Origin of the sequence: Candidatus Phytoplasma oryzae (assembly GCF_003263355.1) — a bacterium.
Lineage (GTDB): Bacteria > Bacillota_I > Bacilli_A > Acholeplasmatales > Acholeplasmataceae > Phytoplasma > Phytoplasma oryzae_B.
Window position 1 is genome coordinate 1 of the sequence record NZ_JHUK01000001.1, and the last position, 15,965, is coordinate 15,965.

Consider the following 15,965-nt stretch of genomic DNA (forward strand, 5'->3'; position numbering starts at 1 on the left):
TCATAATTCTATCTCGATTCAAATCCTGTCACCCGTACCTTATTAATAAAATGAATTATTTATTTTAATTTAACAGGGATATTATGTAATGGTTAGCATAACGGTGGGCGGAAAAGAGACTTAAATATCGAGTAATCTTACCAATTACACACGTTGTGATAATACGTGGCAATCGATAATCGGTTATTTCCACGAAAGAAGAAATAATTAAAGCAGATTATCAAAGTGAAAGACAGACTAAGTAGTTTAGTTAAAGAGCTTTTGCGAATTGAAGATGATAAATGGATAACCTCTATAATGAGGCTAAGGGAAAAAAGGATTTAGAAAAAACTAACAGTTAACTACATTTTTACTGTTATTCTAGGTCGTTTATAGTTTAGACCGTTATTCTATAAAATTATCATTTAATTAAACAAAAACCTAGAACCTACCAAAAAAAATGATATCTAAAACCATCTTATATAATAAAAATATTTTATATAAAATTTTATATAAGTTGTTTATTTTGGTCATCCCGCCTAAAAATCATCAAGGGAGATATTTAAAGTAACTTTCATCTTCCTAAACTTCTTAACTAGAGGCAAGGAAAAAGCAGAATCAGAGTAGTCGAAGGAAATTAAAAGCTAACATTGAAATACGTTAGTGGACTGACCTTCCAAGGCAAAGGGGAAAGCCCTTTACAAGGCGAAAGAGGAAGTGTAAACGTTTTTCCCACATAGAAAAGGTGAAAAGATATTTTTTTCTTGTTTAGTAAATATGAATATCTGATCTTTTCAATGATGGGGGAAAATTATGAAAGTAAAAAGAATGTTTTTTTAGTTTAATAGTCATTTTTACTAGAAAGTATAATAAAAAAACTTTCTATGACAGTTCATTAAATCATTTTTTATGTTTCATTAATTTTAGTTTATGCAACCGCCGGATGCTTGGAAACTTGCTTGTCCGGTGGTGTGAGGGGCTTATGATAATAAATCCGTCTTGTACGGTTAAACGTCATAATTCTATCTAATCTCCAAAACCGTTCGTTCGGGTTCGAATCCTGATATCCCTGCCATTTTTTTTAAAAAAAAAAGAAACCTTTTAAAAAGTTTACTTTTTCTTTTAAAAAAAATATATTTTTTTGAATTTAAAAAAATTAAAAAATATTTAAAATATAAAATCTTCATCCTTCAAACTTTCTGATCTCATTTTTTGATATCCATTACCTTTTAAAGAAAAATTATCCATAGTTTTAGTTTCTGTATTCAATCCATTCAAAACTACAGGATTTACTTCTTCATAATCAAATTTTTGATCAAAACCTAAATTTAATAAAGCCTTGTTAATATTATAACGAACAAAAATATTAACATCATCAATTAAACCAACTTCTTTATATAATTCATTAATTAATGAAACTTGTTCTTGATAAAGTTTATCTAATAAATTATTAAGCCATTTTTCTAATTTGTTTTTTTGTTCTAAAGAAAAATTATTATACAATTCTCTAGATAATCTTCCAACATAAACACCATGAATACTTTCATCGCGAATAATCAAATTAATCATTTCTCCTGCTTGCATTAAAATACCTTGACCATAAAAATATAATGGATAATAAAAACCACTATAAAATAACCAAGTTTCTAAAAAAACTGAAGCTACCATCCCCTGCCATTTACTTTCATTAAAAATATTATCATTATATTTATCTAAATTAAACTTTTTAATAAAAATTTGATTTTCTAAATTTTCATAAATTTCAACAATAATATTCATTATATTTTGCAGATTTTTTTGTTTTTTACCCCAAAAAAATAATTTTTCAATTTCTTTTTTATTTAAAAAAGTCATAAATATATTGGAATAACTTTTAGCATGAACTGCATTTTCCATAGCTCCCATAAAATTTAAGGTTGCTTTTCTTTGATGTTCAAAAGATGGAAAAGAACGAAGAATAATGGGCATTCCAATATCACCTTGATATGTGTCTAAAAAAGTTAACACCAAAAGATTTTTTGAATAAGATTGTTTTTCTTCAAAAGATAATTTTTCCCAAGAAACTAAATCACTTTGTAAACTAATATCTTCTGGACGCCAAAATTGACTTAAATTTTGCTCATAAAAAAATTGTGTATATTGATCTTCTGATTTGTTCCAATTAGCACCTTCGTATATTTTTAAACTTTTTTTTATTTTTTTTTTGATAAAGCTCATTTTTAACAATTAACCTCCTTATTATTTTAAATTAAAATGTTTTTTTATATCTTTTTCTAATTTATTAATAATATCTTTATTTTTACTCAAAAATTCTCGAGTTTTTTCTTTTCCTTGAGCAATTTTTTTTTCTTGATAACTATACCAAGAACCATTTTTCTGAATAAAATTTAAAAAAACAGACAAATCTAATATTTCATTAATTTTAGAAATGCCTAAACCATACAAAATATCTAAACTTGCTACTTTAAAAGGACAAGAAACTTTTGATTTAACAACTTTAACATTAGATCTAATACCTACAACATTATTATCTTCACGAATAAATTCTGCTCTTCTAATATCTAATCTTAAAGAAGCGAAATATTTTAAAGCTTTTCCGCCAGGAGTAATTTCAGGACTACCATATATAACTCCTACTTTTTCTCTTAACTGATTAACATAAATAACAATAGTATTAGTTTTAGAAATAATCGCTGATTGTCTTCTCATCGCTTGAGCCATCATTCTTGCATGCAAACCCATAAAAGAATCTCCTATCTCACCTTTTAATTCAGCTTCAGGCGCTAAAGCAGCCACAGAATCTACAACTATTAAACTAATCACATTACTCTTAATTAAGCTTTCAACTATAGATAAAGCTTTATCACCTGAATCAGGTTGTGAAATAATAAAATTATCTATATCCACTCCAATTTTATGAGCATAGTTTAAATCTAAAGCATTTTCTACATCTATAAAAGCCACATTTCCTCCATTTTTTTGAGCTTCTGCAATAGCATGTAAAGTTAAAGTAGTTTTTCCAGAACTTTCAGGACCAAAAAGTTCAATAATCCTTCCTTGAGGAAAACCACCTATACCTAATGCTATGTCTAAATTTAAAGAACCTGTTGAAATAACTTTCATTTTATCAATTTTTTCAGAATTTAACTTCATAATGCTACCTTTTCCGAAACGTTGTTCAATATCTTTAATAGTATTTTCTAAAATATTTTTTTCTTCTTTATTCATAAAACTATTCAACCTTTTTATAAAACATAATTAATTATTTTCACTGTTCGAAAAATCAATAAATAAAATAAAAAAATTATTTTCAAATTTTTTAAAAAAATTAAACTAATTTAGAAAAAATAATTTTATAATTCTTAATAATATAATCTAAACCGGATAAAATAGTAAAAATAATATTTATAATTAAGACTAATTTGATAAAATTAATAAAAAAAATAATATCTTCTATATTTAAAATTTTTATCCATAATTCAACAAATAAAACTAATATAAAAGAAATAAAAATAAAAAAAGTTTTTATTTTTCCAAAAATAGAAGATTCAATTAACATTTTTTGTTCAAAAGCAACAAAACGAACACCCATTATCAAAAAATCCCTTAAATTATTAGTAATTAAAACACTTAAAATAAAATATTCTAATTTTTGATTAATTTGCGGAAAATTAATAAACAACATATTCTTTTGACACAAAATATAAATATATATAAAAGAAATAAAAACTAATATCTTATCAGCTATAGGATCAAAAAATTTTCCAAAAACAGTTTTTTGTTTAAATTTTCTAGCAATAAATCCGTCTAAATAATCTGTAAAAGATGCTAAAATAAAAATTATTCCAAATAAAATTTTATTAAATTGAATAAAATGATAATCTAAAGAAAAATTATAATACAAAAAAGGTAACATAGAAAAAACTAAAATAATTCTCAAAATAGTTAATAAATTAGCTGACATTTTCACTATTTTTACTGATTTTTTCATTATTTTAATTTCCTTTTATTATAAAGACTTCCAATGTATATATTTTACTCAATTTTAATAAAATAATCTACATTTTGAAATTAATAAGCATTATTGATTTTTTTCAAAATTTCATATTTATCTTAAAATAAAATCATAATTTAACTATATTTTTTTAAAATTAATATATTTATCTATTTTCATACTAAAAAATCTAACTACTACTATAATAACCTAAAAAATAACTAATAATATTTTAATATTTTCATCACATAAAAACATTATACATCATATATAATTAATATAATATATATATAATATATAATTAAAATATATAAAATGAATTAAAAATAAATATAATTTTATCAAATCAACATATTAAAAAATATTATTCAAATCTATAAAAAATACATTTTTTGAATTTTAATAAATAAAATATAATTTTATAAATTCATAAGATTAATCATAAATATAAAATAAGCTAATAATATAATTTTTATTATTTAATTATGTTTTTAATATATTTTTTTAATATAAATATTAAATTTTTTTAATTTATAATTTAAATTGATACTCTATTCAATAATATTAGTTATAATATTAAATAGAGTATAGATTAAAACATATTAAAAAGAAGATGGAAAAAATTTAAGTTATAGTAATCTTAATATTTTCTTAAATATAATTAAGAATAAAATATATAATAAAATAAAAAACTATCTTTTTAATAAAAAAGTTGAGATACTTTAAATAATATTAAAAAAATCGAAATCAAGGAAAGAATAAAATATAAAATGGCAAACAAAAAACAACAAAAAAAAAGAATTAAAACTGATGAAAAACGTAGATTAATGAATGCTTCATTTAAATCTTCTACCAAAACAACTATAAAAAAATTTAAAAGTTTTCTTGAAAATTCAGAAATAGAAAAAGCTAATATTTTTTTTAACTTATCAAATAAAAAATTAGACAAAGGTTTAAGCAAAGGTATTTTTCATTCTAATTTTGTATCTAGAAAAAAATCAGTTTTATCTAAAATATTAAACAGTAAAAAAGAAAAATAATTATTCTTTCATCAAAAATTTCAATTAAAGTATATATTGCTAAAAAGGATTATTTTTACAAAATGTTAGAATTAAAATTCATAGTTAACAACATAGATTTTATAATAAAAAAACTACAAAAAAGACAAAATGATTTTTCTTACTTAAAAGAATTAATTAATTTAAATCAAATTCGAAAAACAATTATCTTTCAAATAGAAAAAATAAGATATCAAAACAATATTTTTTCAAATAAAATAGAAAAATTAAAACAAAAAAAAAAAAAAATTGAAATACTAGAAAAGAATAAAATATCTAAATCAAAATTAAAAGAATTAGAACAATCATTAGAAAAAATACAAAAAAAAATAAATAAAATATTATATAGTATACCGAATATACCACATGATTCAGTTCCTGTAGGTAAAAATAGTCAAAATAATGTCGAAATTTATAAATTTTTAGAACCTTATCCCAAAAAATTTAAAATAAAAAACCATATAGAATTAAATAAAAAATTAAAAATATTTGATTTTGAAAAAGCTGCAAAAATAACAGGAAGTAGATTTGTAGTTTTGAAACAAATGGGAGCTAAGCTTGAAAGAGCTTTAATTAATTTTATGATAGATAACCATATTGAAAAAGGTTATAAAGAAATAATGACTCCTTTTATTGTAAATGAACAATCCATGATAGCTAGCGGACAATTACCTAAATTCAGAAAAGAAGTTTTTCAATTAAAAATGGAAACAAAAAAATGGTATTTAAATCCTACAGCTGAAGTACCTATAGTTAATTTACATAGAGATGAAATATTAGATATTAAAAAGTTACCTATCAAATATGTAGGTTATACAACTTGTTTTAGACAAGAAGCGGGAGCAGCAGGTAAAGATACAAAAGGTATTTTTAGACAAAAACAATTTAATAAAGTTGAACTAATACAATTTTCAGAACCAAAAGATTCTTATAAAATATTAGAACAAATGTTAAAAGATTCAGAAGATATTTTAAAAAAACTAAAAATACCTTACAGAGTAATTCTGCTTTCAACAGGAGATTTAGGTTTTAGCATGGCCAAAACATATGATATAGAAGTATGGATGCCAGGTCAAAAAAAATATAGAGAAATAGCCTCTATTAGTAATGCGGAAAATTTTCAAGCTATAAGAGCTAATATTAAGTTTAAAAATCAAAATATAAATGAATATATACATACTTTAAACGCTTCAGCTTTAGCTATAGGAAGAACTATAATAGCTATTTTAGAAAATTATCAAAATGAAGATAATAGTATAACAATTCCTGATGCTTTAATATCATATATGGGAACTAAAAAAATTACAGCAAAAACATAAAAATTTAAATTAAATTAATTAAATGATAAAATTAATTAAAATATTTATAATAAATACTTATTATAATTATGTTTAAAAAAATATTTAAGTAAAAAAAATTTAAATTTATTAAAAAAATATCAATATTTATGAATATCTTTTTGTAATATGATTCATAAATTTTTTTGAAGGAAAAATATATGAAAAAATTACCTCAATTTCCAAAATTACCTAATCAATTTCCAAAAATAAACTTTATACATTTATTGTTACTTATCATTGGTACCGGTCTATTTATATCTTTATATCAAATATGGGATAAAAAGTTTAATGAAACTGAAGATAATGCTCTCGAAATATTAAAAGATTTATCACAAGAAGAAGGAACTAATACTAATATTAAAAATATCCAAACAACTTTAATAAGTGTATTTCCTACATTTTATAAATTAAAAGTAACATATAAAAACACAGACAAAACAAAAATTTATAATTTAGTTGATGACCAAACATTTAAAAAAATAAGTAATGCAGTTTATGAAAAACATAATTATAATATTTCAGAAATTTTACCAGCACCTACAAAACCAGAACCTGATTTCGGATTTTCTCCATTATTTTTTTCACTAAAATTATGTTTCTTACTATTTTTAGGTTATCATACTTTAGATATGATTAAATCAGCAACAGGTAAAATTATTGATCAATTCAACGATAAAAATAAAACACAACCAGATATACCAAATGCTAAAAAAAATAATCAAATTACTTTTAAAGATGTAGCAGGCGCTGAAGAAGAAAAAGAAGAAATGCAAGAGTTAGTAGATTTTTTAAAAGAACCTAAAAAATATTCCGATATAGGAGCAAGAATTCCTAAAGGGATTTTATTATCCGGACCTCCTGGAACAGGAAAAACATTGTTAGCTAAAGCATTATCTGGCGAAGCTGGAGTTCCTTTTTTCGCCACTTCTGGTTCTGAATTTGTAGAAATGTTTGTAGGTTTAGGAGCTTCACGTATTAGAAAATTATTTGAAACAGCTAAAAAAAATGCCCCTTGTATTATTTTTGTAGATGAAATAGATACACTTGCTAGAAAAAGAAGAATGTCTCATGGTAATAGTGAGCAAGAACAGACTTTAAATCAACTTTTGATTGAATTAGATGGTTATAACCAAAATACAGGAGTTATTGTTATTGCTGCCACTAACCGACCAGACTTTTTAGATGCTGCTATATTAAGACCTGGAAGATTTGATCGACATTTTATAATTAATTTACCTACTGTCAAAGATCGTGAAGCTATCTTAAAGTTACATGCATTAAATAAAAAAATTGATCCTGAAGTTAGTTTAGAAGAATTAGCTAAACAAACTCCTGGTTTTAGCGGAGCACAGTTAGAAGGAATTTTAAACGAAGCAGCTTTATTAACAGCCCGTAAAGGTCTAAAAATTATAGATAAAAAAATAATTAGCGAAGCAGTAGATCGTATTTTAATTGGTCCTGCTAAAAAAAGTAAAAAATATTCACAAAAAGAAAAAAAATTAGTAGCTTATCATGAATCAGGACATGCTATTATTGGATTAAAATTATCAGAAGCTAAAAAAGCACAAAAAATAACAATTATACCAAGAGGCAACGCTGGTGGTTATAATTTAATGCTTAGAGAAGAAGAAACTTTCTTCTTATCTAAAAAACAACTTTTAGCTGAAATTACAGTTTGTTTAGGAGGAAGAGCAGCAGAAGAATTATTTTTAGATGATGTTTCTAATGGCGCTTATGCTGATTTTAAACAAGCTACTCAAATTGCTAGAATGATGGTTACTAAATTAGGTATGAGTTCTATTGGTTTAACACAATTTTCAGAAGAAGATCAACAATTTCACAGAAGTTTTTCTGATCCTAAAGCTTTAGAAATAGATCAAGCTATTCAAGATATTATTTCAAATTGTTATAGTTTAGCTAAAAAAATTATTTCTGAAAATAAAAAACTACTTTCTAGAATTGCTTATTATTTAATAGAAATAGAAACTTTATCAAAAAAAGATATAGAAGAGATAGAAAAAACAGGCAAAGTTAGTTGGTTCGAAGAAGAAATAAAAGAAAATCAAAAAAATAAAGAAAAAGAACAAAAAAAAACTATCATAATAAATGAAAAAAAAGATATTTCTTTTGATAAAAATGAAGCAAAAAAAGAATCATCTAAAAACAAAATCATTTCACAAAAAAAAAATAAAGAAAATAAAGAAAAAAATTAAAATTTTATAAAATAAAAATTTTTTTAACTAATATAAAATTTATAGATTAGGATTCCATCATTTATTAAAATGAAAAAAATTTTATTTACAGAAAAAGAAATAAAAACACGTTTAGATACATTTTTATCAAAAAAATTAGATTTAAGTAGAAATAAGTGTAATCATTTAATAAATTCTGGAGAAATTAAAGTTAATAATTCAACTAAAAAAAAAAATTATATCTTAAAAACAAATGATTTAATATTTTTAAATATCAATATCAAAAAAGAATCCAATAGTATTAAAAATATAAAACCAATTAATTTAAATTTACAAATTATTTATGAAGATAATTTTTTGGCACTAATCAATAAACCGTGTAACTTAATAGTACATCCCTCCTCTAGCTATTCTGGTATTACCTTAATTAATGGATTATTATTTCAGATAAAAAAAACAAAAAAAATTAAAAGTCATAGACCAGGTATAATTCATCGTTTAGATAAAGATACTACAGGATTAATTTTAATCGGTAAAGAAGAAAAAATTATATCAAAAATGAAAAAATTTATGCAACAAAAAAAAATTAAAAGAATATATTGGGCTTTAATTCATGGTTTTTTAGCAAAAGAAGGTATTATTGATTTACCTATAAAAAGAGATAAAAAAAATCGTTTAAAAATGTCTGTAGCTTCTGAAGGTAAACCTTCTATTACTCATTTTAAAACTTTAAAAAAATTTAAAAAATTTTCATTATTAGAACTAGAATTAGAAACTGGTAGAACTCATCAAATTAGAGTTCATTTATCTTATTTAAAAAAACCTATAGTAGGTGATCTTGTATATGGTAAAAAAGAAAAAACAATAAAAAAACAACTTTTACATGCTAAAAAAATAAGTTTTGTTCATCCCGTAACAGAAAAATATTTAAAATTTGAAATAGATCTACCAGATTTATTCAAAAAAACTTTAGAAGATTTAGAAAATTCTATTTAATTATGAAATAATAAAATAAAAAATGTCAAAAAGAAAAATAAAAATATGTATTTACAAAATATTCAAAAAAAAATAGAAAAAATTTTAAATAAAAAATATAAAAATGTAAAATTTGAAATCAAAATAAATAATAAAAATAATAATTATATGAATTTCGATTATTATTTACCATTATTTCATTATCAAACCAAAATAAAAAAAGATATTAAGCAAATTTTTAATGAATTTGAAAAAGAATTATCTACCATAAAAGAAATAAAAAAAATTTTTTTTGAAAAAGGTTTTTTAAATATCCAAATTAACAAATCATTAGCTTCTAAAAAAATTTTATTAAATATTTTAACTAAAAAACAAAAAAAAAAAAATAATGAAGAAAAAAATAAAAAAAAAATAATTTTAGATTATTCTTCTCCTAATATTGCTAAAAATTTTTCTATAGGACATTTACGTTCCACTATTATTGGAAATTCACTAAAAAAAATTTATGAAAAATTAGGCTTTAAAACTATAAGTATTAATCATTTAGGCGACTGGGGAATGCAATTTGCAAAAATGATTTTAGCTTATAGAAAATGGGGAAATAAAGAAATGATTAAAAAAAACCCTATTAATGAACTACAAAATCTTTATATTTTGTTTCATCAAAAAGAAAATACACAATTAAAAGAAGAAGCAAGGAAAATTTTTAAAAAATTAGAAAACCAAAATAAAAATGAAATAAAATTGTGGAAATGGTTTAAAAAAATATCTTTAAAAGAGTTTAAACAAATTTATAAATTACTTAATGTTACTTTTGATTATTATATAGGGGAATCTTTTTTTCATAAAAAAACAGTAAAATTAGTTAATAAATTAAAAAAACAAAATCTTATTATTTTAGATCAAAATGCTTATATTATGCCATTAGAAAATATGCCTCCTGCTTTAATCCAAAAAAAAAATGGTAGTTATCTTTATTTAACAAGAGAAATAACTTGTGCTTTATATAGATATAAAAAATTTCAATTCACAAAAATGTTATATATCGTAGGTAACGAACAAAAATTACATTTTAAACAATTATTTCAAATTCTCAATAAAATAGGCTATAATTTAGATTTGGAAAATATTAATTTTGGTTTAATTTTGGCTGATAATAAAAAAATTTCTACAAGAGAAAATAATAACTATAATCTTAAAACAATTATTACAAAAATTATAGAAAAATCTAAAGAAATAATTAAAAATAAAAATCCTAAATTAAAAAATAATAATAAAATAGCTGAAAAAATAGCTATAGGAGCTATTATTTTCAATGATTTAAAAAATGATAGACATTTAGATATTGATTTTAATTTAAATAAAATGTTACAATTTGAAGGTAATACAGGCCCTTACATTCAATATACAATTGTAAGATTTAGTTCTATTATTAAAAAGATAACCCAATCAATAAATAATAAATATAATTGGACTAAAATGCTTCAATATTATGAAAAAAATATTTATTTCGATTTAATTAAGTTAATGGATCAATTTAATGCAATATTAGAAAAAACAAAAACAAATAACATGCCCAGTATATTAGCTAGATATCTTTTACAATTATCTAAAAATGCTAATCAATTTTATGCAAAAGAAAAAATTCTAGTAGAAACAAAAATATTAAATAATACAAATTTTCTATTTATAAAAGCTATAATTCAAATATTAAAAGAAGGTTTAGAATTATTAGGAATTCCTATTTTAGATGAAATGTAAAATAATCATTTAAAATAAAATAATATTTATAATATATGACAATAGAAATTAAAAAAAAAATTAAAAAAATTACTAAAATTATACAAAAAGCTAATTTTGATTATTTTCAATTAAATCAATCTAAAATAACAGATGAACAATATGATAATTTATTAAAAGAATTAATTATACTTGAACAAAAATACCCTGAATATAAATTATCTAATAGCCCTACTTCTAAAGTAGGAGGTTTTTTAAGTCATAAATTTAAAAAAGTAAAACATGATATTCCTATGTTATCTTTAGGAAATGTTTTTGATTTCCAAGAACTAAAAAAATTTTATGATCGCATTATTAAAAAACATAATAATGTTACTTTTATTACAGAATTAAAAATAGATGGAATAGCTATTAGTTTAAAATATAAAAAAGGAATATTATATCAAGCCATTACTAGAGGTAATGGTTATTATGGAGAATTAATAACAAATAATGTCAAAAATATTAAAGATATTCCTTTAAAAATAAAAGAAGAAATAGATTTAGAAGTCAGAGGAGAAATTTTTTTTCATTTTAATGATTTTGAAAAACTTAATCAAGAACAAAAAGAAAAAAAAAATTTTTTATTTTCAAATCCTAGAAATGCTGCATCAGGAACTTTAAGACAATTAAATCCTAATATAGCATCAAAAAGAAACTTATCTTCTTTTATTTACTCTATCATAAATCCTCCATCTTTTATTAAAAAACAAAAAAATATTTTGATTTTTTTAGAAAAAATAGGTTTTTCTGTTAATAAATATTATAAATTAGTTAATTCTTTTGAAGAATTATTAGAAAAAATAAATTATTATGAAAAGATAAAAAAAAATTTACCTTACAATAACGATGGAATAGTTGTAAAAGTTAATGAATTAAATTTATATGATAACATTGGTTATACCAGTAAATTTCCAAAATGGGCTATTGCTTATAAATTTAAAACTGCAGAAAGCGAAACCATAATAACGAAAATTAATTTTCAAATCGGTAGAACAGGAGTTATTACTCCTATAGCTTTCTTAATTCCTACTATTGTGGATGGTAGTGTAATATCAAAAGTATCTTTACATAATTATAATTATATAAAAAAAAAAGATATAAGAATCAATGATTTTGTACTAATACATAAATCTGGTTCTATTATTCCTGAAATTATTAAAATAATTAAAGAAAAAAGAACAAATCAAGTTCCATTTAAAATGATTTCTTATTGTCCTTTTTGTAATTCAAAATTACAAAAAAAAGAAATTGAAGAAATAGAATTATTCTGTTTAAATGAAAATTGTGAAGAAAAACAAATAAAAGAATTAACTCATTTTGTTTCTAAAGAAGCTATGAATATCAATATATTAGGAAATAAAACATTAGCAATTCTTTTTAAACAAAAAATGATAAAAAAAAAATCTGATATTTATAATTTACAAAACAAAAAAAATGAACTAGAAAAATTACCTTTTTTCGGAAAAAAAAAAGTGAATAATATTTTAAATGCAATAGAAGAAAGTAAACAAAGACCTTTAGAAAATGTTTTATTTTCTTTAGGAATAAGACACGTAGGAATTAAAATAGCTAAAATATTAATTAAAAAATTTAAAAATATAACTAATTTAACTAAAGCTAGTTATAAAAGTATTTTAAAAATAAATGAAATTGGAGATAAAATATCTAAAAGTATTTTTAATTTTTTTCAAAATGAAAAAAATATAAAAGAATTAAATTTATTAAAACAAAAAGGCATTAATTTTTCATTAAACGAAGAAAATAAGTTAATACAAAATAAAAAAAAAGAAAAAAATATTTTATTCAAAAATAAAAAAATAGTTTTAACAGGTATTTTGAATAATTTTAAAAGAGAAAAAATTAAAAAAATATTAGAAGAATATGAAGCCATTATTACAAATAATGTTTCTAAAAAAACTAATTTTTTAATTTGTGGAAAAAAAAGTAGTGAAAATAAAATAAAAAAAGCAAATAATTTAAAAATAAAAATAATAAATGAACAAGATTTGATAAAAATATTATTTTATAAAAATAATTTATAATTCAAAATAAGGTAAACATATAATCTTATGAAAAATATTGGTATAGATTTAATAGAAATAAAAAAAATTCAAAATATAGGAATCGAAAAAGTTGCTAATAGAATTTTTTCTATAAAAGAATACAAGATTTATAATGAAATTAATCATTTAAAAAGAAAATTAAGTTTTATTGCAGGAAGATGGGCAGGAAAAAAAGCTATTTTTAAAGCTTATCAAAAAGGAAATTTAAAAAATAATTATAAAGATTGGTCTATTTTAAATAATAAAGAAAATGGATTTCCATATATTGAAAATATATCAAAACCTAAAATAATGATTTCTATTACACATAGTGAAAATTATGCTTTAGCTTTTGTAATCTTAATTTAATTTATTTTATACATTTTTTTATATGAAAAAAATTTTTTTATATTTTAATAAAGAGTTTTATTACATAAAACTCTTTTTTTTTATATAAAATTTGTTTAATCATATGATTTAAAATAAAAAAAATAAAATTATCTTTTTATTAAATTAGAATATTTTTTAAAAAACATTCGTAACATTTTTTTGATTTATCTAAAAAAATTTGATAAAATGATTTCGATTTGTTTTTGTATAGTTAATTTTTTATAAGTTTTAATGAAATAGATTTTTATATATATTTTTTTTAAAAAATAATATTTAATAAAAAAAAAAAAATTAAAATAAAAATCTATTTTAAATACTATATTGATTTTAAATACTATATTGTATATTTTATATAATAAGTATTTTTATATATAAAGCATTATTTAAGGAGAAGTGATTTATAATGGTTTTTATTTATACTACAAATCGTTGTTCTTCATGTCAAAAAGCTAAAAAATGGTTAGAATTGCATAATATACACTATAAAGAAAAAAATTTAAATAATTTTACATTAACAGAATCAGATATTGATTTAATTTTAAGTTATGAAGAAATAGATTTTACAAAAATAATTTCAACTCGTTCTAAAATTTTCAAAGAACAACAAATTGATTTATTTTCTTTAAAAACACAACAAGTAAAAAAATTTATAGTAAAAAATCCTGGAATTTGCAAAAAACCAATAATTTGTAATAGTAAATCTATCGTTATAGGATATAATCAAGAAGATATAAGAATTTTTATGCCTAAAAATCTTCGCCAATACATTATAAGAAATAATATTAGTATCAAAAATAATAGTTATATTAAAAAAATAAAAAAATACTTTTCTGATTTAAGAAAAAATCAATAAAAATTATAATTGATTTTGATTAATTATAAATTTTTTTTAATAAATTTTTATTTTTTATAATTTTGCCTTGGATTAGATATTTTAATTTTACGAATATTTTTACCATTAATTTCGAAAAATATTTTTTTAATCAAAAAATGATTATTTTCTGGTGAAAAAAATTCTTGTATTACTTTTTTTTTAGTTACACCATCTTTTAAAAAAAATATAGTTGTTTTTACTTTTTTTTCTTTATTAATTTTCTTTATTTTTTTAATTGATTGACCATCTAATTGAAAAAATGTTTTTTTAATAGGATGAAAAAAATTATCTTCTGATGAAAAAATCTCTTCTATTATATATTTTTTAGTTACACCATCTTTCAAATAAAATGTAGTAATTTTATTTTGTTTTATATGATTAAATTCTTCTATTTTTTTAATTGATTGACCATCTAATTGAAAAAATGTTTTTTTAATAGGATGAAAAAAATTATCTTCTGATGAAAAAATCTCTTCTATTATATATTTTTTAGTTACACCATCTTTCAAATAAAATGTAGTAATTTTATTTTGTTTTATATGATTAAATTCTTCTATTTTTTTAATTGATTGACCATCTAATTGAAAAAATGTTTTTTTAATAGGATGAAAAAAATTATCTTCTGATGAAAAAATCTCTTCTATTATATATTTTTTAGTTTGAGGTTTTTTTCTGTTATAAAAAGTTTTTTTAATAAAATTAGAATCATTATATTCTAAAATAAAATCTATTAATCCATTATCAAAATAAGTTGTTTTAATAAAAAAAGCATCATTTTCATTATCTTGGTTTTTTTCCAATATGAAGTATTTTTGTAAATCTTCAGAAAAATAATAGATACATTTTATTAAATCATTATCCTTATCAGGATTAAACTCATAAATATAATTTATGACACTTTCATCTTGATTATAAAAAATCTCTTTTATTTTATTACCATTATCATTATATTGAGTCACAATATGATTATTTTTATCTATTTTTCTAAATAATAAATCATCTGGTTTTTTTTTATATTCAAAAATTATACCTTTTAGATTATCTATTCTTTTAACTAATTGTTTAGATAAAAATAAATTATATTGTTCTATTATTCCGTCTTCTCTTGTAATTTCATAAATCGGAAATAATTTTGAATCATTAATGTTTAAATCTTGATTTAATAAATTAGATGAAAATTCATTTTTTTTATTATCAGAATAATTAATGTTTACTCTATTTTGTTCTACACTAAAAAATAATTGGTAAAAAAAGAAAATATTTACTAAAAAAGAAAAAAATAACAAAATAAAACAAAAAAAAATAGAATAATTTTTTTTATTCCATTTTAAAAACATAT

The 15,965-nt window shown here is 20.3% G+C and carries 12 protein-coding genes; 8 read left to right on the plus strand and 4 right to left on the minus strand.

Annotated features, from left to right (window positions below; translation table 11 throughout):
• Positions 1-1,146: 1,146 nt before the first annotated feature.
• The 3 genes from nrdF to DH96_RS00015 all read right to left on the minus strand — a co-directional run bounded on the left by nrdF (position 1,147) and on the right by DH96_RS00015 (position 3,970).
• Positions 1,147-2,196, minus strand: a complete 1,050-nt coding sequence (gene nrdF / locus DH96_RS00005; protein ID WP_181451609.1) for a class 1b ribonucleoside-diphosphate reductase subunit beta — start codon at positions 2,194-2,196, stop codon at positions 1,147-1,149.
• Between the two features lie 21 nt (positions 2,197-2,217).
• A complete protein-coding gene (recA, locus tag DH96_RS00010; protein ID WP_111961275.1) occupies positions 2,218-3,207 on the minus strand; it encodes a recombinase RecA in 990 nt (329 codons plus the stop codon).
• Between the two features lie 100 nt (positions 3,208-3,307).
• Positions 3,308-3,970, minus strand: a complete 663-nt coding sequence (locus tag DH96_RS00015; protein WP_066539706.1) for a CDP-alcohol phosphatidyltransferase family protein — start codon at positions 3,968-3,970, stop codon at positions 3,308-3,310.
• A 773-nt stretch (positions 3,971-4,743) separates the two neighbouring features.
• On the opposite strand from DH96_RS00015, the gene rpsT reads away from it, so the two are divergent.
• The 8 genes from rpsT to DH96_RS00055 all read left to right on the plus strand — a co-directional run bounded on the left by rpsT (position 4,744) and on the right by DH96_RS00055 (position 14,605).
• Complete coding sequence (gene rpsT / locus DH96_RS00020) at positions 4,744-5,013, plus strand: 30S ribosomal protein S20 (protein ID WP_066539708.1); 270 nt, start codon at positions 4,744-4,746, stop codon at positions 5,011-5,013.
• Between the two features lie 62 nt (positions 5,014-5,075).
• On the plus strand, positions 5,076-6,350 hold the full coding sequence (gene serS / locus DH96_RS00025) for a serine--tRNA ligase (protein ID WP_066539715.1): 1,275 nt from the start codon (positions 5,076-5,078) through the stop codon (positions 6,348-6,350).
• A gap of 179 nt (positions 6,351-6,529) precedes the next feature.
• Positions 6,530-8,584, plus strand: a complete 2,055-nt coding sequence (gene ftsH, locus DH96_RS00030) for an ATP-dependent zinc metalloprotease FtsH (RefSeq protein WP_066539718.1) — start codon at positions 6,530-6,532, stop codon at positions 8,582-8,584.
• Positions 8,585-8,653: 69 nt separating this feature from the next.
• Entirely contained in the window at positions 8,654-9,559 is a 906-nt protein-coding gene (locus DH96_RS00035; protein WP_066539724.1) for an RluA family pseudouridine synthase, read from the plus strand.
• Positions 9,560-9,604: 45 nt separating this feature from the next.
• Complete coding sequence (argS, locus tag DH96_RS00040; protein ID WP_066539726.1) at positions 9,605-11,299, plus strand: arginine--tRNA ligase; 1,695 nt, start codon at positions 9,605-9,607, stop codon at positions 11,297-11,299.
• 35 nt (positions 11,300-11,334) lie between these two features.
• The gene (gene ligA / locus DH96_RS00045; RefSeq protein ID WP_066539728.1) at positions 11,335-13,362 is read left to right on the plus strand and encodes an NAD-dependent DNA ligase LigA; all 2,028 of its coding nucleotides are present in this window, start codon (positions 11,335-11,337) and stop codon (positions 13,360-13,362) included.
• Positions 13,363-13,389: 27 nt separating this feature from the next.
• The gene (locus DH96_RS00050; protein ID WP_066539729.1) at positions 13,390-13,731 is read left to right on the plus strand and encodes a holo-ACP synthase; all 342 of its coding nucleotides are present in this window, start codon (positions 13,390-13,392) and stop codon (positions 13,729-13,731) included.
• Positions 13,732-14,155: 424 nt separating this feature from the next.
• A complete protein-coding gene (locus DH96_RS00055; RefSeq protein ID WP_066539732.1) occupies positions 14,156-14,605 on the plus strand; it encodes a Spx/MgsR family RNA polymerase-binding regulatory protein in 450 nt (149 codons plus the stop codon).
• A 47-nt stretch (positions 14,606-14,652) separates the two neighbouring features.
• On the opposite strand, the gene DH96_RS00060 is transcribed toward DH96_RS00055, so the two are convergent.
• Positions 14,653-15,963, minus strand: a complete 1,311-nt coding sequence (locus DH96_RS00060) for a DUF2963 domain-containing protein (protein WP_111961276.1) — start codon at positions 15,961-15,963, stop codon at positions 14,653-14,655.
• Between the last annotated feature and the right edge of the window lie 2 nt (positions 15,964-15,965).

Excerpts from the sequence above, each read along its gene's own strand:
- nrdF (WP_181451609.1), bottom strand. The coding sequence starts at position 2,196 with ATGAGCTTTATCAAAAAAAAAATAAAAAAAAGTTTAAAAATATACGAA.
- recA (WP_111961275.1), bottom strand. The coding sequence starts at position 3,207 with ATGAATAAAGAAGAAAAAAATATTTTAGAAAATACTATTAAAGATATT.
- DH96_RS00015 (WP_066539706.1), bottom strand. The coding sequence starts at position 3,970 with ATGAAAAAATCAGTAAAAATAGTGAAAATGTCAGCTAATTTATTAACT.
- rpsT (WP_066539708.1), top strand. The coding sequence starts at position 4,744 with ATGGCAAACAAAAAACAACAAAAAAAAAGAATTAAAACTGATGAAAAA.
- serS (WP_066539715.1), top strand. The coding sequence starts at position 5,076 with ATGTTAGAATTAAAATTCATAGTTAACAACATAGATTTTATAATAAAA.
- ftsH (WP_066539718.1), top strand. The coding sequence starts at position 6,530 with ATGAAAAAATTACCTCAATTTCCAAAATTACCTAATCAATTTCCAAAA.
- DH96_RS00035 (WP_066539724.1), top strand. The coding sequence starts at position 8,654 with ATGAAAAAAATTTTATTTACAGAAAAAGAAATAAAAACACGTTTAGAT.
- argS (WP_066539726.1), top strand. The coding sequence starts at position 9,605 with ATGTATTTACAAAATATTCAAAAAAAAATAGAAAAAATTTTAAATAAA.
- ligA (WP_066539728.1), top strand. The coding sequence starts at position 11,335 with ATGACAATAGAAATTAAAAAAAAAATTAAAAAAATTACTAAAATTATA.
- DH96_RS00050 (WP_066539729.1), top strand. The coding sequence starts at position 13,390 with ATGAAAAATATTGGTATAGATTTAATAGAAATAAAAAAAATTCAAAAT.
- DH96_RS00055 (WP_066539732.1), top strand. The coding sequence starts at position 14,156 with ATGGTTTTTATTTATACTACAAATCGTTGTTCTTCATGTCAAAAAGCT.
- DH96_RS00060 (WP_111961276.1), bottom strand. The coding sequence starts at position 15,963 with ATGTTTTTAAAATGGAATAAAAAAAATTATTCTATTTTTTTTTGTTTT.